At 70.2% G+C, this 20,980-nt stretch carries 15 protein-coding genes and 4 pseudogenes; 8 read left to right on the forward strand and 11 right to left on the reverse strand.

The genetic code is table 11. The features are described 5' to 3' along the window. The first annotated feature begins 112 nt into the window (after positions 1–112). The 3 genes from OH809_RS29255 to OH809_RS29265 all read left to right on the forward strand — a co-directional run bounded on the left by OH809_RS29255 (position 113) and on the right by OH809_RS29265 (position 2,242). Entirely contained in the window at positions 113–490 is a 378-nt protein-coding gene (locus OH809_RS29255; protein WP_406419207.1) for a BlaI/MecI/CopY family transcriptional regulator, read from the forward strand. 3 nt (positions 491–493) lie between these two features. After that, positions 494–1,417, forward strand: coding sequence for a M56 family metallopeptidase (locus tag OH809_RS29260; RefSeq protein WP_406419205.1), 924 nt, complete (start codon positions 494–496; stop codon positions 1,415–1,417). 171 nt (positions 1,418–1,588) lie between these two features. Continuing rightward, the gene (locus OH809_RS29265; protein ID WP_406419203.1) at positions 1,589–2,242 is read left to right on the forward strand and encodes a DedA family protein; all 654 of its coding nucleotides are present in this window, start codon (positions 1,589–1,591) and stop codon (positions 2,240–2,242) included. Between the two features lie 223 nt (positions 2,243–2,465). On the opposite strand, the gene OH809_RS29270 is transcribed toward OH809_RS29265, so the two are convergent. Next, complete coding sequence (locus OH809_RS29270) at positions 2,466–3,068, reverse strand: fasciclin domain-containing protein (RefSeq protein ID WP_406419201.1); 603 nt, start codon at positions 3,066–3,068, stop codon at positions 2,466–2,468. Between the two features lie 1,472 nt (positions 3,069–4,540). On the opposite strand from OH809_RS29270, the gene OH809_RS29275 reads away from it, so the two are divergent. From OH809_RS29275 to OH809_RS29285, 3 genes and pseudogenes are all read left to right on the forward strand, one after another. Beyond that, complete coding sequence (locus OH809_RS29275) at positions 4,541–4,735, forward strand: hypothetical protein (protein WP_406419199.1); 195 nt, start codon at positions 4,541–4,543, stop codon at positions 4,733–4,735. Positions 4,736–4,993: 258 nt separating this feature from the next. Beyond that, complete coding sequence (locus tag OH809_RS29280) at positions 4,994–6,877, forward strand: ABC transporter ATP-binding protein (protein WP_406515844.1); 1,884 nt, start codon at positions 4,994–4,996, stop codon at positions 6,875–6,877. A 122-nt stretch (positions 6,878–6,999) separates the two neighbouring features. Next, positions 7,000–7,218, forward strand: a pseudogene (locus OH809_RS29285) (MFS transporter); the annotation flags it as partial. A 215-nt stretch (positions 7,219–7,433) separates the two neighbouring features. Here the strand turns inward: OH809_RS29285 and OH809_RS29290 are convergent. The 4 genes and pseudogenes from OH809_RS29290 to OH809_RS29305 all read right to left on the reverse strand — a co-directional run. Continuing rightward, the gene (locus OH809_RS29290; protein ID WP_406419197.1) at positions 7,434–8,234 is read right to left on the reverse strand and encodes a VOC family protein; all 801 of its coding nucleotides are present in this window, start codon (positions 8,232–8,234) and stop codon (positions 7,434–7,436) included. Between the two features lie 80 nt (positions 8,235–8,314). Beyond that, a pseudogene (locus tag OH809_RS29295) lies at positions 8,315–8,581 on the reverse strand (acetyl-CoA carboxylase); the annotation flags it as partial. Between the two features lie 22 nt (positions 8,582–8,603). Continuing rightward, positions 8,604–10,079 (reverse strand): acyl-CoA synthetase, encoded by a 1,476-nt coding sequence (locus tag OH809_RS29300; protein WP_406515845.1) that lies wholly within the window; start codon positions 10,077–10,079, stop codon positions 8,604–8,606. Continuing rightward, a pseudogene (locus OH809_RS29305) lies at positions 10,076–10,543 on the reverse strand (MFS transporter); the annotation flags it as partial. The pseudogene OH809_RS29305 and the gene OH809_RS29300, both read right to left, overlap by 4 nt. Before the next feature lie 41 nt (positions 10,544–10,584). On the opposite strand from OH809_RS29305, the gene OH809_RS29310 reads away from it, so the two are divergent. Next, on the forward strand, positions 10,585–11,016 hold the full coding sequence (locus OH809_RS29310; RefSeq protein ID WP_406419193.1) for an Lrp/AsnC family transcriptional regulator: 432 nt from the start codon (positions 10,585–10,587) through the stop codon (positions 11,014–11,016). Here OH809_RS29310 and OH809_RS29315 read toward each other — a convergent pair. From OH809_RS29315 to OH809_RS29325, 3 genes and pseudogenes are all read right to left on the reverse strand, one after another. After that, positions 10,994–11,718 (reverse strand): annotated as a pseudogene (locus OH809_RS29315) (histidine kinase); the annotation flags it as partial. The gene OH809_RS29310 and the pseudogene OH809_RS29315 sit on opposite strands and share 23 nt — an antisense overlap. Positions 11,719–11,746: 28 nt before the next feature. Continuing rightward, positions 11,747–12,784: a rod shape-determining protein gene (locus OH809_RS29320; protein ID WP_406515846.1), complete on the reverse strand. Its 1,038-nt coding sequence runs from the start codon at positions 12,782–12,784 to the stop codon at positions 11,747–11,749. A 148-nt stretch (positions 12,785–12,932) separates the two neighbouring features. Next, complete coding sequence (locus OH809_RS29325; RefSeq protein WP_406515847.1) at positions 12,933–13,496, reverse strand: hypothetical protein; 564 nt, start codon at positions 13,494–13,496, stop codon at positions 12,933–12,935. A 78-nt stretch (positions 13,497–13,574) separates the two neighbouring features. Here OH809_RS29325 and OH809_RS29330 point away from each other — a divergent pair, with 78 nt between their 5' ends. After that, positions 13,575–14,459, forward strand: a complete 885-nt coding sequence (locus OH809_RS29330) for a hypothetical protein (RefSeq protein ID WP_406515848.1) — start codon at positions 13,575–13,577, stop codon at positions 14,457–14,459. Between the two features lie 13 nt (positions 14,460–14,472). Here OH809_RS29330 and OH809_RS29335 read toward each other — a convergent pair whose 3' ends face one another. The 3 genes from OH809_RS29335 to OH809_RS29345 all read right to left on the reverse strand — a co-directional run bounded on the left by OH809_RS29335 (position 14,473) and on the right by OH809_RS29345 (position 20,930). Beyond that, positions 14,473–14,910 (reverse strand): MarR family winged helix-turn-helix transcriptional regulator, encoded by a 438-nt coding sequence (locus tag OH809_RS29335; protein ID WP_266985973.1) that lies wholly within the window; start codon positions 14,908–14,910, stop codon positions 14,473–14,475. A gap of 232 nt (positions 14,911–15,142) precedes the next feature. Beyond that, positions 15,143–16,474 (reverse strand): hypothetical protein, encoded by a 1,332-nt coding sequence (locus OH809_RS29340; protein WP_406515849.1) that lies wholly within the window; start codon positions 16,472–16,474, stop codon positions 15,143–15,145. Between the two features lie 286 nt (positions 16,475–16,760). Continuing rightward, positions 16,761–20,930, reverse strand: a complete 4,170-nt coding sequence (locus OH809_RS29345) for an NPCBM/NEW2 domain-containing protein (RefSeq protein ID WP_406515850.1) — start codon at positions 20,928–20,930, stop codon at positions 16,761–16,763. Between the last annotated feature and the right edge of the window lie 50 nt (positions 20,931–20,980).

Below are 20,980 nucleotides of genomic sequence, written 5' to 3' on the forward strand. Positions count from 1 at the left end.
GCCCAGCAGGGACCGGCTCGACCTCATACTTGCCTTGGCGTCGGAGTCATCTCCTACGTCTCGTAGTAGTTTGGGTGTTCAGTCCCATCCGTGTGCGGAAGGAGCGACAGGAGTGAGCGATCAGGGGGCGGCAGGCCGGCGGGCGCGCGGAGCGTTGGAGAGCGAGGTGCTGACGGCCCTGTGGGCGGCCGGCGAGCCGGTGGCGGCAGGCACGGTACGTGAGCAGCTGCACGGCGATCCTGCCTACACCACGGTGCTGACGATCCTCACCCGCCTGCACGACAAGGGCCAGGTGACCCGCGAGCGGGCGGGGCGCGCCTATCTCTATGCGGCGGTGCGCGACGAGGCGGCGCACACGGCGGCCGGGATGCGGGCGCTGCTGGAAAAGGGCAGTGACCGGGCCGCGGTGCTCGCCCGGTTCGTCTCCGAGCTGGAGGCGGAGGACGAGCAGGTGCTGGAGCGGCTCCTGCACGGACACCAGGAGGATTGACGGTTGCGGATCGACGTGTACGTACCGCTGCTGCTGAGCATGCTGTCCGGCGTGGCGGCACCGTGGGCCGTCCGGAGGCTGCCGCCCCGCGCCGCCACGTGGCTGCTGACCTGCACCGCGGTGGTGGCGGCGGGCACCTGGGCAACGGCGCTGGCACTGCTGGCCTTCACCCTCGTGGGGCAGATCCCGCTGGTGGCCTCCGAAGGTCCGTGGTCGGCCGGGGTGCTGGCGGCGAACGATCCGGTGCACCGCTCGGTGGCGCTGGTCTGCGGGCTGGTGCTGCTGGCGTCCGTGGCGGGGCTGGCAGTGGTGTCCTGGCGGCGGGTGCGCGTGCTTGTCGACGGGTGGCGGGAATGCCGGGAGCTTCCGGCGGCGGGGGATCTGGCCGTGGTCGACGACCCGGTGCCGACAGCGTTCGCCCTGCCCGGGATGCCGGGCAGGGTCGTGGTCTCCTCCGGCATGCTTCAGGCACTGTCCGCCGATGAACGACGCGCCCTGCTCGCGCACGAACGAGCGCATCTGCGCCATCGCCACCATCTGTTCCTGCTCGTGCTCCAATTGGCGGCGGCCGTGCATCCTCTGTTGCGCCCGCTGGTCAGGGAGGGGGCCTTCACGGTGGAACGGTGGGCGGACGAGGAAGCAGCCGCCGCGGTCGCGGACCGCACTCTGGTGGCCCATGCCGTCGCCCGCGCGGCACTGGCCGCGAAAAGGGCACCGCAACGCGCTCTCCCGGCTACCGGCGGCCCGGTCCCGCGGCGCGTGCAAGCCCTGCTGACCCCGCCCACGCCCTTCCGGCGGGGCCCGGTGTTGGTCTGTGCCGCGTTGACGCTGGTCTGCTGCGCGGGCCTGGCCGAGGCCACCCACGACACCGAGCAGCTCTTCGAGAACGCCATGCACACCAGCGCCGCCACACACGAGACGCGCTGAGGTCCGCCGGGCGGACCGGGGCGGCCGCGCCGGTGGCGACCGCAGGCCGACAGTGGCGCGGGGCCAGTTCAGGACGTTCGGGTGAACCCGTAGTGACCGCCCGGCTACTCTACTACATGTTGTAGAGTCGGCGGAGCACGTCCCTCACGTTCCGCGAAGGAGAGCGCAGGCATGCACGTGATCACCGACTGGCTGGCCGGACTGTCCGGCCCGGTGATCTACGCCGTCGTCGCAGCTCTGGTCTTCTGCGAGGATGCCCTCTTCGTCGGCTTTGTCCTTCCCGGGGAAACCGCTGTGGTGCTGGGCGGGGTCCTGGCCAGTCAGCACCACGTCTCCGTGTACTGGCTCGCCCTGGCCGTGGTGCTCGCGGCGATCGCCGGTGACTCCGTGGGTTACGAGGTCGGCCACCACTTCGGGCCCCGAATCCTGACCACCCGCCCGCTGCGCCGACACCAGGACCGGATCGCCGACGCCCAGGCACTGATCCGCCGCCGGGGGCCCGCCGCGGTCTTCCTCGGCCGTTTCATCGCCTTCTTCCGCGCGATGATGCCCGCCCTGGCCGGCGGCTCGCACATGCGTTACCGCACATTCCTGCTCTTCAACGCCCTGGGCGGCCTCGTCTGGGGCGTCGGCTTCACCCTGCTCGGCTACTTCGCCGGCTCCGCCTATACCCAGGTCGAGCACACCGTCGGCCGGGCCCTCGCACTCGTGCTGGCCGCCATCGTGATCGTCGTCCTGGTGGCCTGGCATCTGCGCCGGCGCCGAGCCCACCAGGAGTCCGGCGCCTCCGGCCAATCGGCGGGTGGCCTGCGCGACGCCCCCTGATACCCGGCGCCGGGTTGAATGCTGTCCCCGGCCCCCTGCCCGGCCCGAAGGTGGGGCAGGGGGCGTCAAGTATCCGGTACGGCGAGGTTCCAGGGCCCCACGGTCTTGCCGCCGGGGATGCCGAAGCCGTAACCGGGCTTGAGGCCGTCGAGCCAGTTTGGCGCCCAGGCGGATGAACCCTGGTAGATGGAGACGTCCGGTTCAGGTCTCGCAGCGAAGCGGCCTAGGCCGGAGGCACGAGGACCTTGTCGATGAGGTAGACGGTGGCGTTGGCCGTCCTGATGTCCCCACAGACGATGTTGGCGGTGTCATTGACCTTGAACGACGTGCCAGATCCAGAGGTCTTGAGCGTGGAGCCCTCCAGCGTCTTGAAGCTGCCCTTGGGAAGCTCGCTGGGGGTGATCGTCTTGTCCACGACGTGGTACGTCAGGACCTTCTTCAGCTGCGCCTTGTTCCTGAGCAGGTCGGCAAACTGTGTTTTGGGAATCTTGTCGAAGGCCGCGTTCGTGGGAGCGAAGACCGTGACGTGCTTCGCGTGATTGAGCTTGGCGGTGAGTCCGGCGTGCTTCAACGCGAGTGCCAGCTTGGTCAGTTTCGGGTTGTTGGCCGCCGCGGTGGCCACGCGTTCCTTGGCCATGCCCTTGACACTGCCTTTGCCGCCGTGCGGCAGCGCGGAGCATCCCGGGCCGAACGGGCTCGGTGTGCTGGAAGGGCTGGATTCCGCGTTGTCGGCGAACGCTTGCGGGGCGAACGCTCCGAGCGAAAGTGGGAGAGCCACCACAGCGGTCACCGCTGCGGCGGTGGTGCGGACGCGATGTGAACTCATATCGGCTCCTCTTCGCCTGGGCGGAGGTCCGCGAGGTGCCGACTGCGACCGGAGTTGTATGGCCGACCTGGCCGGGGTGTTGTCTGCACCGCTCCGGCATGCCTCATCGGACCACCAGGTCAAGATTAGGCATCACCCCATGGGAGGCGCATTTTGACGGCGACCGGCCTGCCGGCTCCCCTGGGCCCCGGAGCAGGGGGGACGAGTACAAGGAGGATTGCGGCCACAGTTACGGCCGTATGCGCGCCGTCAGCGCCCGGTGGTCCTGGCGGTCGCTGACGCATCTGTTCGGCCGGCTGGTCCCAGGTGGCGTTGGTGCTACGGAGGTCGCTGGACAATTGGCTGGTATTCGGACACGTACACCAGCCGTCTGAAGGAGATGGACCTGGAGAACGCGGAGAGGGCGGCCGCGCTGGTTCCTCGGGCGTGGAAGTTGGTGGAGGCCGCCCCGGAGCCTTCGCAGGGAGGGACTGGAGGGGCGTGGAAGTCGAACGTACAAGGCATCCGTCACCGCTGGTGGCGGGGGATTTCTGCTGGTCCGAACGCCATCTGACGGTCCCGATGAGCGCGTGTGAACGTATTTCGACGGCGCGGAAGAGACATACCGTCGGCCCGGGAGTGAGCCGACGAGGAGAGTCGGCAGACAACTACGATGTGTGGGGCCGCCGGATACTCATCATCCGTCGCCCGTGGGTTCGAGCCACCCGCCCGACCGCTGATGTTCCGGCAGAAACGTTATGACCTGCGTCGACGCAGATGTGAGGGTCCTCGCCCCGGTGCCGGACCGAGATCAAGTGGTTGTGCGTCGGCCTGGCGGGTCGCGACCCGCCGGACTCGGCGCCTAGGTGGCCGTGCGGGCCGCCTGTCCGGTCCGGCATGCGTCCCTACTCCTCTCTATACGGGTTTCTTTCTGCGGGCTTCCGGCGCCCGGCGCGCTCCGATGCCGGGTGTGCTGCGGGAAGTGCGCTCGTGCGGTGACGCGTTGCCCGCCCGAACCGGATCGGTGATGTCGATGCGGCGACACGGTCCGGGAGTCCAGGGCATGCGCCGGGCGGGATGCAGTGGTAGCCCCAATACCTTTTGAGTCGTCAGAAATGCTGTGTTCGGGCCTGGTTGGCGTCGGGCTCGGCGTCGCGCCAGAGACATGCAAGAACCGCATATGCCAATTGAATGTGCAATTGGCATATGCATCATGTGGATCGGATATCCGGATGCTCGGTGCCGCGAGGTGCCGTCAGGTCGAGTGCGCGCAGGCGGGCACGGCCCGCGCCACGGCGGGAGCCGCCGACGGGCCGTGCGGGAGGGGCATGTAGGAGCGTCGCGCCCGGCAACACTCCGGAGATTCGGGGCGTTTCGTAAGTTCCGGTCGAATCAGCGCTTGCCCGACTTGTTGGTAGTCGGGGGTGGTCGTAATGTCGGAAGTGCCGCAGCTGGAGCAAGGGGCGGCACACCAACCTCGTAAGGAGGCGAAGATGAACGCACGTAGCATCTTCCGCTGGGGCGGCGACTGCGGCGGCTACGGCGGCTACGGCGGTCGCGGCGGCTACGGCGGCTACGGCGGGCGTGGACGCGGCTTCGGCGGCTTCGGCGGCTTCGGCCGCGGAGGCTTCGGAGGCTTCGGAGGCTTCGGAGGCCGCGGAGGCCGCGGAGGCTTCGGAGGCCGCTAGTCCTACCCAGAATCTCCAAACCCCCTACACGAGGCTGGCCCGCGCACCCGCGCGGGTCCGCCTTGTGGTTTTGGGGCCCGCGCCCCAGGGGCCTCCCGTTCGGATCATGTCGACCTGCGGCCCCTGACAGGCGCTCCGCAGGCGCTCTTCAAGGCTTGAATCGCGGCGGCATTGCAGTTCGCGCCGCGATCCGGCTCTGATTCGGGAAGAGGCTCCGGCGGCGGTCCGCATTCCGCACTCCTCAGTGATGTGAGGCCCATGCGCCTTCTCGGCCCCCTCGCGCGCCCCGACGAACCGCCCCCGGAATCGGTGGCGGACGTTCCGATCCGTACCGACCCCATTAGCGTGGTGCGGTCGTTCCGACGGTTCTGGCCGCTCACCTATGGCGACCGGCGATGGCTGCTGCTCATCTGCGCCCTCGCCATCGTGACCGCGATCGCGGAGACCATCACCATCCTTCTCTTCGCGGAACTGACCGACAACGCTCTGCAGCAGGGATCCGTCAGCGCCTTCTGGAAACCTGCTGGTCAGTGGCTCACCGTGGCTGTCATCGGTGCGATTGTGGGGTACCTGTGCAGCTCGCTCGCGGTCTGGACCGCCGAACGCTTCGTGATGCGGCTGCGGGCCCGGGTCTTCAGTCATCTGCAGACGCTGCCGCCCCACTTCTACCAGCGCAATCGCCGCGGTGACCTGGTCGAGAGGCTCACCGGCGATGTGGAAGCCATCGAAGCCCTCGTGGTCTCCGGCATCGTCGGGGCTGCGACCGCTCTCTTCAACACCTTCTTCTACGCTGCCGCCGCTGTGTGGCTGAGCTGGAAACTGGCCCTCGCCACCTTTGCCATGGTCCCGTTCTTCTACCTCACCACCCGCCTGTTCACGGGGCCTCTGCGCGCGGTGTCCCGGCGCGGACGTGCGGCGGACGGTGCCATCACTGCCGTGGTCGAGGAGACGCTGGTCAACGTCGTCATGACCCAGGCGTACAACAGGCAGCACGATGAGGAGGAGCGGCTCCTCGGCAAGGCGCGTGCCCGGTTCACGGCGGCGGTGAGGGGCACCAGGCTCGCCGAGCTCTACGAGCAACTCGTGGAGGTCCTCGAAACCGTGTGCGTCCTGGTGATCATCGGTCTGGGTGCGTGGCAGATCTCCACGGGCGGGATCACACTCGGGCAGCTCCTCGCCTTCGCCGCCTTCGTCGGTTCCCTCTACCCGCCGATCCGCTCCCTCGGCCAGCTCGGTCTGACGGCCACCGCCGCGACCGCCGGAGCCGAGCGGCTTCTGGAGATTCTTGACACCGAGCCCACCGTCACCGACCCGAGCGCCTCCGTGGCGGCCCCGGCCCGGCGGCGCGCTGTCGGTGAGGTGGAGGCGCGGCAGGTCGACTTCCACTACCCAGGTAACCCGGAGCCGGTTCTCCGCGGTCTCTCGTTCACCGCGGTCCCCGGCGAACTGCTGGTCATCACCGGCCCCAGCGGAGCCGGCAAGTCGACCCTGGCTGCTCTGCTGCTGAGGTTCTACGACCCGGACTCCGGCAGTGTCCGGCTGGACGGCACATCCGTGGACCAGTTGCCGCTGACCCACCTCCGCCGGAACATCACGCTGTTGCCGCAGGACACTCTCGTCCTGCACGACACCATCGAGCAGAACATCGCGTGCGGGCGCACCGATACGACCCTCCATGACATAGAGGAGGCCGCGCGGGCAGCCGGCGCGCACGACTTCATCCGTGCCCTTCCCGACGGCTACAACACCGTTGTCTCGCCCGGCACATCCCGGCTCTCCGGAGGCCAGCTGCAGCGCATAGCGATCGCCCGTGCCATGGTCCGCGACGCGCCCGTTCTCCTTCTCGACGAGCCCACCACCGGCCTGGACGCACTGGCCGCACAACGCATCCTCGGCCCGCTGCGACGCCTCGCTGAGGGACGCACCACCATCGTCATCACGCACGACCTGGCCCTTGCCGCCGACGCCGACCGCATCCTGGTGCTGGACGAGGGGCGTCTGGTGGAGTCGGGCACGCACGCCCAGCTGCTCGACCGGAGCGGCCTGTACGCCACGCTGTTCGACGCCAAACCCTCGCGTCGCAACGGCACCGTGAACTCCCGCGCCCGGCATGCGCGCCCATCGGGAATCCATTGGCGGTAGGGCCCTAGGGGGAGCCGGCTCCGGACCGGTCGTCACCATCCGCTGTGACCGAAACGACCGAAGAACCTGTACATCGCACGCGCGTACTCGCCGAGCTGACTCCACTGCGGACCTCGCCCGACTACCGGCGGCCACCGATGCTTCCCGAGCGGGGGGACGGCGTGGGGAGGGGGAGCGGGGAGAAGCGGGCGTCCGCCGCCGACGGGCTGCGTTTCCTGGGGGCCCGGCCCAATCTGCGGATGACCTTCTTCAGCGACCTGTGCCCCATGGTCCTCGTCCACCCGCGGGCCCTCTTCCCGGTCGTCGCCGTGGTCTGGTACGGCGGTGACGCGAAGACCACCACACCCGGTACGACGCGCGCGATCCGCAGCCGTGACCGGTCGGACGCAATGCCCTCCAAGTGCGGTGCTCGCAGTCAAGGGCAGTGCTCTCGCTCCTGTGGAGTTGTGTACGGAGCTGAGTGGACGGGGGAAGACAGCAGCCGGTCGCCGAAAGACGGCGACCGGCTGACTGTGACCGGCCGCCGGTGACCCGGACGGCCGGACTGTGCCGCCGCTCAGGTGGTCGCGTCGGAGAACTCCGGCATGTCGCCCCCGGTCGTCTTGACGTCGATCACCGAGAACGCCGCACCCTGCGGGTCGCTCAGCGCGGCGAACCGGCCGAAGGGGCTGGTCATCGGCCCGAACCGGAGGATCGCCCCGCGCTCCGTCGCCTTCGCCACCGCCGCGTCGCAGTCCTCGACGGTGAAGTACACGTTGATGTACGGCGGGACCTCGGGCGGGAAGTCGTCCGTCATCTTCATCCGCCCCATGACCGGGTCGGCGCCCAGGTCGTAGATGGAGAAGTCGATCGCGTCGTCCTTCATCTGCTTCACGTTGTACGGGAAGACGGCGGGGAAGAAGGAGTCCGCCTTCGCGGGCTCCCGGGTGAACACCTCCGACCAGCAGTACGCACCGGGCGTGCCCTTGGCCTCGAATCCCTCGTGCTGCCCCGCCTGCCACACGCCGAACGTCACTCCGCTCGGATCGCGGGCCAGTAGCATCGAGCCGAAGTCGCCGACCTGCATCGGGTCCATCAGCACCTCGCCGCCGTTGTCCCGGATCTTCGCGGCGGTGGCGGCGGCGTCGGGCGACGCGAAGTACAGACACCATGCAGACTGGCCCTCCTGGCCGGGCATGGGCGGTACGACGGCGGCCACCGCCTTGCCGTTCGCGTACGCCTGCGTGTAGTTGCCGAACTCCGACGACGCCTCGCTGAAGGTCCAGCCCAGCACGTCACCGTAGAAACTCTTCGCCCCCTCGAGATCGGTGAACATGGCGTCCGCCCAGCACGGCGTGCCCTCAGGTTCTGCGGCCATCACTCTGCGCTCCTGACTCGATGATTGGTCCGGTTTTCACGCTAACCAGCCATCCGGCACCCCGCGCGGAGGACTCGCCGTCAGAGGGTCGGCGCGCCAGGGGCCGCGATCCCGCGGGCGATGCCCAGCTCCCCCAGGTCCTGGGGGCGAAGGCGTAGCTGGTCGGCCGTGGCGCGTACGGCGTCGGGGGAGCGCTTCGGGATGGCTGCCGCGAGCTCCGGGGCGATGAAGGAAAAGTAGCTGTCCCGGGTGACATACGTGTTGTCCGCCGCCGCCAGGGCCAGCGCGCCGCCCTCGCCGATCACCAGGGTCGTCACCGGAACCCGGGCCTCGGCGATCACCGCGAACGCCTGCCGCGCCGTCATCCGCTTACGCACCGAGGGACCGCTTCATGATCTTGCCCATGTCGTTGCGGGGCAGCGCCTCCAGATAACGGACCGTGCGCGGCCGCTTGTGCGGGGCGAGCTGAGCCGCCACGTGGTCCGCCAGCTCGGCCTCCGTGGGAGGGGCGCCAGGATCGGACGGCACCACCCAGGCGACGATCCGCTCGCCCAGATCCGTGTCCGGCTCCCCGGTGACGGCGGCCTCGCGGACGCCAGGGTGGTCCAGCAGCGCGTTCTCGATCTCGCCCGCGCCGATCTTGTAGCCCCCGCTCTTGATCAGGTCGGTCGCCTTGCGGCCGACGATCCGTACATAGCCGTCCGTGTCGAGGGTCGCCATGTCGCCCGTACGGAACCAGCCGTCCTCGGTGAACGCGGCCGCCGTCGCGTCGGGGCGGTTCAGATAGCCGGTGAAGACGTTCGGGCCGCGTACCTGGATCTCGCCCACAGCGCCCTCGGCCGTCGGGTCGGCGAGCGGGGTGCCGTCCTCCTCGACCAGCCGGAGTCCGACGCCGAGCAGGGGTGCGCCGACCGTCCCGGGCCGTGGTTCGCCGTCCGCGCGGACACCGGTGTTCATCAGGGTCTCCGTCATGCCGTACCGCTCGACGACCCGGCGCCCGGTCGCCGCCGCGATCCGCTCGTGGTCATGGACGGGCAGCGCGGCCGACCCCGAGACCAGCAGCCGCGCCCCTGTGAGCGCCTTCGCCAGCCCGGCGGCGTCCGTCGCCGAACCGTCGCCGAGGGTCTCGGCCAGCCGGTGGTACATCGTCGGTACGCCGAACAGCATCGTGCCGCCGGACCCCAGCTCCCGGGCCACACCCTCGGCGGAGAACCGTCCCAGATGACGCACCGAACCGCCCAGGCGCAGCGGACCCAGGACGCCGAGGATCAGACCGTGCACATGGAACAGCGGCAGGGCGTGGACGAGGACGTCGTCGCCGGTCCACTGCCAGGCGTCCTCAAGCGCGTCCAGGGAGGCGGCGATCGCCCGGCGCGGCAGGATCGCGCCCTTGGGCGGGCCCGTGGTGCCGGAGGTGTAGACGATCAGGGCGGGGGACTCGGGGGAGGGCTCGGGGAAGCCGGCGCCGTTCGCCACCGTTGCCGACGTGTCGACATCCGTACGGTCCAGCGCGCCCAGTGCGGGCGGGAGCACGTCGCCCGCTCCGGCCAGCACCGCCGACGGGGCGCTGTCGGCGACGATATGGGCCAGTTCCCGCTCGCCCGTCCTCGGGTTGAGGGGCACGGCGGGCACCCCGGCCCGCAGCGCCGCCACCACCGCGACCACGGTCTCCGGGGTCGCGGTGGCCCAGACGGCGACCCGCCCGGCGCCCGCGAGCCGCGCGGCGAGGGCATCCGAGGCTGCGGCCAACTGTGCGTACGTCAGGGTGTGTTCGCCGAACCGGACGGCTTCCCGGGAGGCGGCCGGGCCGGAACCGTCCTGCAGCGCAGGCAGAAGAGGAGTCACCCTCCCGACCCTAACGGCCTCCTCCGCCCCGGCCCCGATCCGCCGGACGGCCGTTCGTCCCGCTTGACGTTCCGCATCCGCCCGTACGCGTACACACACCCGGCCAGTGCCAGGTCGGACAGCAGCATGAATCCGATCGAGTACGAGCCCTTCGCGCTGTAGACAGCGCCCATCACCAGCGGAGGGACGAAGCCGCCGAGTCCGCCCATCACGCCGACGATCCCGGTGACGCTGCCCACCTTCGGCTGCGGTGTCACCTGCGAGACGAGGGCGAAGATGCTGCCGCTCGACGTGCCGAGACCGGCCGCCATGCAGAGCAGCGCGATCGTGCCGCCCGGGGCCAGCTTCGGGTCGAAGGCCCGGACGATCGCCATCAGTGCGGCCGGCCCCAGCGCCGCCGAGGTGATCAGCGCCGGGTGGATGCGGTCCGGCAGCCAGCCGCCGATCGGCCGGAAGACCCGGGTCTCCGCATTCGCAATCCGGCACAAGCTGCGACAATCGCGGTATGGACCGTCTGGACAGGGAAATCCTCGGCGTCCTCCAGGAGGACGCGCGGATCTCGTATCGCGATCTGGGGGTACGGGTCGGCCTCAGCGCCAACGCCGCGGCCGACCGGGTGCGCCGGCTGCGCCGGGACGGCGTCATCCGCGGCTTCACCGTGATCATCGACCCGGCCGCCGACACACGGACGGGCCTGGTGGTCTTCATCGATGTGACGCTGCGTATCGACACGAGCAACGAGGTGTTCGAACGCGCGGTGCTCGCGCTGCCCGGCATCACCGAAGTGGTGCATGTGACGGGCGGGCACGACTATCTCGTACGCGCCACGGTCGCCGACACCGCCGCCCTGGACGGACTTCTGCGCAGGCTCAAGCGTGAGGCGGGCGTCGCCCACTCCAGCACCCGGGTCGCGCTCAGAGCGGCGCCTGCCAGGTGACGGTCGTCGAGCGCGAGCCGTCCTCGGTGCGCCCGTCGTCGGCAACCAACAGCCAGACCGCGGACCGTCCGTCCGGAAGCCGCGCCGTCGCATCCACCTCCACCTCCACCTCTATGGCCGGCACCCCGGCCCGCCGGTGCGCCGCCGCCAGGGCGCCGCGCAGCGCCGCGAGGAGCTGCTGGTCCACCGGCTGCCGCACCAGGGCGTCCACCGCCCCGGAGAATTGCACCGACGGCTGGAATCCGAGCACGGAGGCCGCGCCCCCGGTCTTCCGCAGCACCCGGCCGCCGAACGTGGAGGGCGCCTCGGTGGGCGGCTGCTGGAGGGCGAAGATCGCGGTCCGCGCTTCCTGCAATGGTGGAGTCCAGCTCGTCGACGGCCCGGCTGAGCAGCTCGTCCGTCTCCGGCGCGGCGGCCCGGCGGCGGGTCGATTCGAGCATCATTTCCGTCGCGAAGAGCCGCTGGAAGACGAGATCGTGCAGGTCGCGGGCGATCCGGTCACGGTCCTCGTACACCGCGAGCTGTTCCCTGTTGTGCTGGGCGTCCGCCGGCACCAGGGCGAGCGCCGTCTGCGAGGCGAACTGGGAGGCCAGCAGCCGGTCCACCGCCGTGTACAGCGCGCCGCCGGGGCAGCGCGAGGGTGCCGATGAGCCGCCCGCCGCTCTGCAGCGGCAGCATCATGCTGGGACCGAACCGCGTCCTCGTGCGTCATACGCCGCCCCCGCGGTCGTCAGGCGGCCAGCGGGTTGAGGACCAACGGCTGGATCTTGCCGTCCAGCATGGCGCCGAGCCCCAGGACGGAGCAGACGTCGGGGCGCTCGGCGATCTGTACCGGCATGCCCGTCGCATCACGCAGCATCTGGTCGAGACCCGGCAGCAGCGCGCTGCCGCCGACCATCATGATCCCGCGGTCCGCGAGATCGGCCACCAGATCGGGCGGGCAGTCGCGCAGCACCTTGCCGAGGCCGTCGTGGACCGCGGTCAGCGGGGTCTGGATGGCCTGCCGCACGGCGGCGGTGTCGACGTGCACCGAGCGGGCCAGACCGGTCGCCACGTCACGGCCGTGGATCTCGGTCGTCGCGGGACCGTACGGGGTCAGACCGTTGCCGCTGAGCGCCAGCTGCAACGGACGTACCGACTGACTCGGCAGCATCAACTCGTGGTGCTGGCGCAGATGCTGGATCACCGCGTGGTCGATGGCGTCGCCGCCGATCGGGATCCGGGTGGCCGTGACGATCGAACCGAGCGAGAGCACCGCGATCTGTGTGGTCGCCGCCCCGCACACCATGATCATGCTCCCGACAGGCTCCTCGACCGGGAGCCCGCAGCCGACGGCCGCCGCGATCAGCGTGTCGATCAGCTCGACCCGCCGGGCGCCGAGCCCGACCAGGGTCTCGACGGTGGCCCGCTGGGCGAGGGGATCGCTGTCGTGTGGGGTGCAGGCGGCCGCCCGCAGCCGCGGCTTGCGGCGCAGTTGGCGGCGGAGCTTCTCGCCGAGCAGATGGCGGAGCATGCGCTGGGCCATGTCGATGTCGACGACGGTTCCGCCGGAGACCGGGCGCGCCACCCGGATGTAGTCGGGAGTGCGGCCTGTCATCTGCTCGGCGAGCGCACCGACGGCGATGAGCGAGCCGGTACGGGTGTTCACTGCGGCGGCGCTCGGCTCGTCGACGACGAGCCCGAGCCCCTTGACGTACACCCGGGTACGGGCGGCCCCGAGGTCGACGGCGACATGGCAACGGCGCAACTGCTCAAGACTGACGGTCACGGCAGGTTCTCCCGAGAGCGCTGATGGGGGTGCCGGCGGCAGCCGACCCTCTCTGCATCGTGCGCCGTCCGGACGAATCGCGCGCGTTGGGATGAGCCGGAGGGAGTATGGAGCTGACGGGTCGACAGATGCGGGCGACGCGCCGGAGTCAGCCGGGCAGCAGTCGCTGGAACAGCCCCCAGGTGAATTCGGCCACGTACAGCGCACCCGTCGCGGGGTCGGTGATCGCCAGCGCCCAGCGGGTCGGCGCGCTGCCCTCCATCGGGCGGGCCGGGGCGAAGGCACGCGCCACCTCGTCGACGGTGCACGACCAGGGGCGCAGATCCTCGACGGTGCGCAGTTCAGGGCCGGCCGCCCCCGGGGCTCTGACCAACCATTCGTTCCATACGGCCGCGCCGGGCGCGACCATCACCTCGAACCGCAGATCCGGCCAGAGCGGTACCGGCCAGAGCAGGGCATCGCACTCCAGGTCGCCGATCCGGCGGCGTACGGAGGACTCGGGTTCGCCCAGCACCGAGCGGTAGCGGCGCAGCGCCCCGCGGCCGCGGGGCGCGCGCACCATCGCCTGCCAGCGGCGGTTCGCCTCCCGCATCTCGGAGAGCGAGGCGCTCAGTTCGTGCCGGGCGTCCTCGACGAGACCCGGTTGGTGGTCGGCCATCCGGCGGAGCAGGACGAGCTGGAATTCGAGCGGACCGAAGGGGGCGGTGGTCATGGAATCAACGCTTCCACACAGGATCCTCACCTGAGCGGCTTTCTCTGTTGTCCTATCGGCACTTAATCTGCGGGCGCCATGGATTACTGTCACCCGTGTCAGCGGCATCTCAACGGAGCCCTCGCCTGTGCCGGGTGCGGAACCCCTGTCGAGGCGCTGAGCCACTACGCCACGCCCGCCCTCTCCGGCCACGAACCGGACGCGGAGCGCGCGAAGGCCGCACCGCCCATGCCGGCCGGTCGCCGCCGGTCCCGCGGCGCCGCCGAACCTGCGCCGGGCGGGCACGCGCGCGGATCCCGGGGCGCGCGCGCCCCGGGCGGCTCGCGGCGCGGTGTCCGGGCGGAGAGCGGCGGCAGCGGCGGACCGGGCGGCCGGGAAGAGCGGGGTGGTCGGGGCAATCGACGCGGCCGGGAAGGGCGAGGCGCCAAGGAAGGCCGCGGCCGTCGCTCGCACCGCCACCGCGGCCGTACGGCTCTGCTCGCCGTCCTCGGAGTCGTGCTCGCCGCCGGTGCCCTGAGCCTCGCCCGACTGGCCATCGAGCCGAACGGCGACGACCACGCCTCCGACTACGTACGCGAGGCCACCGACGTCACGATCGAACCGGCACCGGACCCCTCGTCGAGCCACGACATCGACAGTCCCGGACCGGCGGACGGTCCCTCCGTGGCCGCGGACACCGATGCGCACACCTCCGGCACCGGCCGTCCGGCCGCCTCGACCGGCACCGGGGCCCCAGGAGGCGAGGGCTCGGCCCCGCCCGCGGCCACCACCACGCCCTCCGACGCCGCCGGCCCGTCCACGGAGCCGTCGTCCGGACCGAGTCCTTCCGGGACGCCTCGCGACCCGGCGGAGTCGGGGCAGCCCACCAGCACCGCCGTACCGCCCCAGAATCCGGCGCCACCCGCACCCGCGCCCAGCCCGACCGCGACGGAGACGTGCTGGTTCCTGTTCTTCTGCTCCTAGGCGCGGCCCGGGGCTAGGACTCCGCGTCCACGCCCAGCATCCGCCGCAGTAGATCCCGCAGCACCGCGCGGTCCGTGTCCGACAGCTTTGCCAGGGGCTCCCGGGCGAAGCTGAGCGACTCGCGCAGCTGCCGCGCGGTGTCGATGCCCTTCTCCGTCGGGGCGGCCAGTTTCACCCGCCGGTCGGCCGGGTCGGGCCGGCGCTCGACCAGGCCGCGGGTCTCCAGCCGGTCGACGATCCCCGTCACGTTCGACGGCTCGCACTTCAGCTTCTGGGCGATCCTGCGCATCGGCATCGGCTCCAGGGAGAGCAGTCCCAGGACCCTGGCCTGTGCGCCGGTCAGTGAGTGCGCGGCCGCTGCCTGGTCGTACTCCTCGTAGTAGCGCGCCACGACAGTGCCGATGAGCTCGACGACTTCGAGGGTCAGAGGGTCTGTTCGCGTGGTGGCCATGACACTCAGGATACCCAGTTACTTGACAATGTGAAATATTTAGGAGCATGGTTGTTTCATGTCATGAAACTTTTCTCCATCGCGGGAACGCGCCAGTGGTCGCGGACGAGCCGGGCGAGCCGGGCCGGGGTGGGCCTGCTCGGCGGTGAGGCTGGTGACCGCGTAGACGGTCTTGATCGTGGTCCGGCCGGTCTTGCGGTCGGCGCGGCGGCGCTTGATCTGTTGCCTCGGATCACGGTGCCAGGACGCGGCCGGCGGCTATGGCTGATGCGACGGTGCCGCCGGTGACGACGGCCCAGGCGGCGATGACCGGGATGCGGGTGCTCCAGGTGTGCAGCGCGGGCGAGGTCGTGGCTCGGGCGAGGAACGCGTCGCGACCGCGCAAGACCACGAGGCCGACGCCGGTCAGGGTCAGCGCCATGCCGGCACCGAATGCCGCCACCATGGCGATCGCCGCGCCGACCTGGCCGGTCAGCAGCCCGCTGAGGAGGACGAGGAATGCGGATGGGGAGGGGAGCAGGCCGCCGGATGTGCCGAGCAGCAGGATGCCGCGCCAGGTGAGCAGGGACTTGGACGTCGGGATGTGGTGGCTGTGGCCGTGGTCGTGGCCATGCTGGTGATCGTGGCCGTGCTGGTGATCGTGGTCATGCCCGTGATCGTGGCCATGGTGGTGTTCATGGCTGTGGCCGTGCTTGCGGTTGGTCAGGTGGCGTCGGAGCAGGCCGATGCCCACGGCGACCACGACCAGGGCCGCGATCAGCTGCAGCCAGTTCGTGACCGCTGCGACGTCCGGTGCTTGCTGGGCGGCGAGCCACCAGCCCACGGCGAGTACGGTGACCGATGCGGTGTGCATGACGGCCACGATGGCGCCGAGCCACACCGCGTCCCGCGCCTTGCCCTGGCCGCCTACGAGGTACCCGGCCGCGAGCGACTTCCCGTGGCCGGGGGCGCAGGCGTGGAAGGCGCCCACGGCTGCCGAGACGAGAAGGGCCAGTGGCAGTACGACGCCGTGGTCCAGCAGTGCGGCAAGGTCTGTGGTCCACACGGTTGTCGGCGCCGTGGATGCGGTGGCGGCGGAGCCGGCTGTGCCGAGGGCGAGGGTGAGGGTGGGGTCGCTTGCTGTGTGCAGGCCGCCGCCGCCCTTCTGTGTCACGGAGATCGTGCGATAGGCCGGGTTGACGTCGGTCAGTGCGGTGATGGTCAGGGCGACCCTGTCCACGGGTTCGGGGCAGGTGTAGTGGATCAGGGCGCCCTTGCTCGCGAGCCGTGCAGTGTCCACCGCCCCGAGCCGGCACTCGCGCCCGTCCTGCTGCACGGTGATGTGCGAGCCGAGGTAGGTCGCGTCGTCCCCCTTGGCCGCCTGGTGCAGGACGTCCAGGTCGTTCTGCTGGGCCGACCAGGTGATGTCGACGGTGCGGCCTTCGGCCTTGACCTGGGCGACCGGTGGTGTGCCGAAGGGGTGCGCCTCGGCCGTGCCTGTAGTGCCGAGCAGTGTCAGTGCGGCGGCCAGGCCGATCAGCACGAGACGGACGGCGTGGCTGCGGAGGGTGTGGAGGGTGTGCACAGCGGTGGTCCCGTCGGGAGTGGAACGCCGCGCGTTGCCTCCCCCGGCTAGGGGAGGCAACGCGCGGACGGTGGGTCAGTGGCCGTTGCCGCGCAGACGGCGGGCGGCCAGTGCACATCACCCTCGGCTTGACAGTCCTTCGGTCTGCCACGAGCCCGACCTGAGGTCTACGTGGGCCGAGGATGATGTGCAGGGATCACTGGTGGGAACGCGGATCCGGCTCACCGCGGCGGCATGTGGCCCACCGCCCTAGTGAGAACAGACCGGCGGACCCGCGGCAGGTGGCTCAGTCGCAGACCACCCGGGCGTCGGCCCAGTCGGCGTGGTCGGAGCCGTTGCCGTCACCGCCGTCGTTGACCTTCAGTGTCAGGATCCTGACCCCTGTCACATCGGCATCGATGGTGCGGGCACTGTCGGGGCCGCGGACGACAGGGGTGTCGGCGATTTGCTTGCCATCGCCGAGCACCTGATACGCCACCGATCCCCCCCCGGTCTCGTCATCGACACCGACCTCAGCGTGGAAGGTGCGACAGCTGCTGCCGAGCCAGAAGGTGATCTCGCTGTTCGCGTGCGCCCCAAGGCCCTTGGCGTACGTCTTCCCGCCGATGGTCAGGGTCTTTCCGTCGCCGGCGCTTTTGTCATTGTTGGACTTGTCGCGCTCGACCGGGCCCCACCCGTTGGACTCGCTCAGGAACGGCAGGTCGCTGACATACGCGGTTCCGCTCGGGCTGGGGGGCGGCACGAACACCCGGACTGTCTTCTCCACACGCTGCGGGTGGTCCAGCGGATCATCGGGGAAATGGAAATGGTAGGTGGCTATGACCGGCACGTTGTAATACCCGGAGGCAGTCTGCGCCGGCGGCGTGACGGCCCACCGGCCCTCGATGGACGAGCCGTCCTGCATGGACGCCTTCGACACCGTTGCGCCGTCGATCTTCCACCCGGAGGGCGGCGTCGCGCTGAGCTCCACGTTGCTGACCGGCCCGTTCGCCGACAGATTGAACGTGCCGCTCACGTCGATGGCGTGGCCCGGTTGCGCATCCTTCTCGGTCGGGGTCACCGTGAGGGACGTCTTCGGCCGCTGGCGGCCGTTCGCAGCCAGAGCGTGGATCGACCCGTCGTCGGTGAGGGCGATCACCCAGTCACCGCTGACGGACAGTGCCGAGGCCACCGCGCCGCCGAGGTTGTACTCGGTCAGCCGCGCGCCGGTGGCGCGGTCCAGGACGAGCAGACGCCCGTCCCGGGTGCCCGCGTAGACGTAGTCCTTGGTCACCAGGGCGTTGTCCGCAGGGGATCCGGGCCTGCCGTTGCTGTCGCAGCGCCCCCACGTGTCGGCCCGGGGGGCCTCCCCGGGCAGGTAGCCGGTCTTGGTTTCCCACAGCGGCTTGGCCGGGTCGGCCGCCTTGGTGTCGTAGGCGCGGATGACACCGTCGCCACTCGCGACGTAGGCGATGTCGCCCCAGGCAGCGGGGCCCGTCACCGGTGCCGGGCCGGCCTCGCAGGCCCAGACGTCGCCCGAAGCGGCCTTCCACAAGACCTTACCGGTCGTGCGGTCGTACCCGCGCACACCGTCCCAGGTCGCCGTCACCAGTTGCGGGTCCCCGCCGGCCGGGTCGGTGAGGACCGGAGAGGAGTGGCTCCAGATGTCGCCTCCGCTGCCCTGTTCCCACAGCCGCGTGCAGGTCGCCAGGTCCATGGCGACCAGCGTGCCGCTGGCACCCGTGTGCAGGTAGGCGGTGTTGGAGCCGGGCTGGCGGATCGCCGTGCTGTGGAACTGGCCCCAGCCGAACCCGCCGCCGAAGCCGCCGGGCAGCATCTTGCCGGTCCCGCCGTCACGGCAGCGGATGTTGTACGCGTCCTGGTAGACGGCGACCGAACGGTGGTCATCGCCCGCAAGCGCGAAGACGCTGACCGGTCCGCCCGCGCGACCGTAGCGGCGCACGGTGTCACCGTGCTGCTCCTCACGGTCGATCGACTGCCACACGACGTGACCGTCCCCCGCGTCGAGAGCGTAGATCCGGCCGACGCCGGTGGTCAGGTAGACCTTGCCGTCGTGCAGGGTCGGCGCCGACTCGGCGTCGCCGTCCAGATAGGTGCGCCAGATCTCACGGCCGGAGGCGAGGTCGTAGGCGAGCATCATGCTGTACGGCGAGTCGAACGCCCGGGAGGAGACGATCACCTTGCCGTCGGCGATCACCGATCCGTTGAGGTTGAACTGCTCACCGGTGTTGGCGGCCCAGCGCAGGCTGAGCTCGCTGCCCGGGTTGTCCGTGCTCGCGGAGCGCCCTGCCTCGTCGCGGCCCTGACGGGTCCAGTCCTGGCCGCTCTTGGGCTTGGGCAACTTGCTGTCGGGCACCACCTGGAAAGTGTTCTCGATGGTGGGCCAGGCCTTGCCCTTGGTGTCGACGGCGGTCATCTTCGCCGTATACGTTCCCGGGGCCAGACCCTCGATGCTGTCACTGACCCGGGTCCAGGAGATCCGGGCGTCCGGGCAGGGCTCCGGCGTGCCGCCGGGCGCCGTGTAACAGTTCTCGATGCCCGTACGGTCGTTGCCCGCGCCGAACTTCAGGCGGCTGTGCTGTCGCACCGCATGGCTGCTGTCGCGGATGGTGAGGGTCGCGTTGTCCGGGGTACGGCCGTCGTCCTCCGCGTACAGCTCGACCGGGATCTTGGCGCCGGCAGAGTGAACGCTGCCCTGTGCGGGGCTGACCAGCGCGGCATCGTCATCGACGTCGAACTGCCGGTGCGTACCCGTGACGAGGCCGGTGTCTTCGTTGCGCTCGGTGCGCGGGTCGTCGGTGATCTCCTTGAAGTCAAGGATCTTGTAGTCCGGCTGGGAGCCGTCGATGCCGTACTTGCCCTGGTTGTTGATCTCGACCGAGCGTTTGAAGGCGCCACGGCGGAACTCGGCCTGCTGGTTGTGGCCCGCGGCGAACAGCCGCACGTCGTACTTCGCCAGCTCGTCGACGGTCGGCTGCATGCCGGCGCCGGGTCCCCACTGGGTGAACAGGGACCGGTGCGCGAAGACGAACACCTGCTTACCCACGGCGTGGCGCTTGAGGTCCTCACGCAGCCACTCCAGCTGCGGCTTCAGGCCGCTGGAGTCGTAGTTGTCCTCAAGCACGACGATGTGACGGCCGTCGCGGTCGAAGCTGTACCACTCCGGGCCCATGTTCCGGCGCCAGTACTCCATGCTGCCGCCATAGCCGCGGGAGGTGGCGGTGCCACCGAAGTCATGGTTGCCCATCACCGGGTAGTACGGCATGCCGAGTTTGCCGTCGGTCAGGCCCTTGCGCATGCCGTCGTAGTTGGCCTGCCGACGCGACTCCGGAGCGGAGTCGGTGACCGTCAGGTCACCCGTCGTCATCACCAACGACGCGCCGTCCACCTCGGACATCGCATTGACGTGGCCGGTCCACTCCGGGTCGTCGGCCGTCTCGGTGTCGGAGACCATCAACCACTTCTCGGTGGGGTTGGCGGCGTTCTTGTCCTTGACGAGGGCGAAGTCGATCCCGGAGTGCGGGCCTTCACCCTCGGGCACCTTGTGGAAGTACTCCGGGACGTAGTCCTCCCGCAGGTGCGGGGTGTAGCCGTTCGGGGAGACGATGCTGATGAGGTCGGTCTCCCGGCGGGTCGGGTCCATCTGCAGGCTGTACGAGCCGTCGGGGCCGGTCGTCGTCCAGCCGGCGCCGTCCGTGACGTCGACCCCGGCCATCGGAGCCTCGTCCGCGTCGCGCTTGCCGTTGCCGTTGGCGTCCTTGAAGACCGTGCCTGTGACAGTGACCGTGTCCGCGGCCGCCGCTGCCCCGTCGGCGAGCGGCGCCGCCGCTGCCATCTGGGGAGCCAGGAAGGACAGCGTCACCGCGCCGACAGCAGCCAGCTTCATCCGCCCGCGGCCGGCGCGCACCCTGGCGGCCAGCTGGGCGACCTGGAGCCGCCCGGTGCGGATCTGCCACACCGCGAGCAGCAGGGCGGCGGCCAGCGCGATGCCGAGTGCCACCTCTGCCCAGGGGAAGGTGGGAAGCGCGTGGGCACCCGAGGCGTCCACAACTGGGGTCTGCGCGTTGGCGTTGACCGTGGTGCCGTCGAACTCGGCGACGACCTGGGTCAGCCCGCCCTGCTGCAGCATTGCGCTCAGGTCGAGCTTGTCGACGTGGCAGCTCCACGCGAGCTCGACCACCACACCGCCGGGGACGCCACCGCCGTCCCCGGCGACGCCGGAGCCGGTGGCAGGGCACGCTGCGCTCAGCAGGTGCGACGCCCAGGCACCCGCCTTCTGTGGTGACACCACGTCATGGTGGACGATCAGCCGCCCACTGGTGACGTTTTCCTTGGTCGTAATGACTAGTTCGGCGTGCTCCGGTGACACATGCGCCGCGGCGGGCTGTGCACAGAAGCCTAGGATGAGGAAGAGCTGCGCAAGGCCTAGACCTGCTGCTCTGCGAAGGAATTTCACGGGTAAGGACGCTAGCGCGACTAGACAACTTACCGATCAGGAAGCGGCAA

This window comes from Streptomyces sp. NBC_00873 (genome assembly GCF_045207415.1).
Lineage (GTDB): Bacteria > Actinomycetota > Actinomycetes > Streptomycetales > Streptomycetaceae > Streptomyces.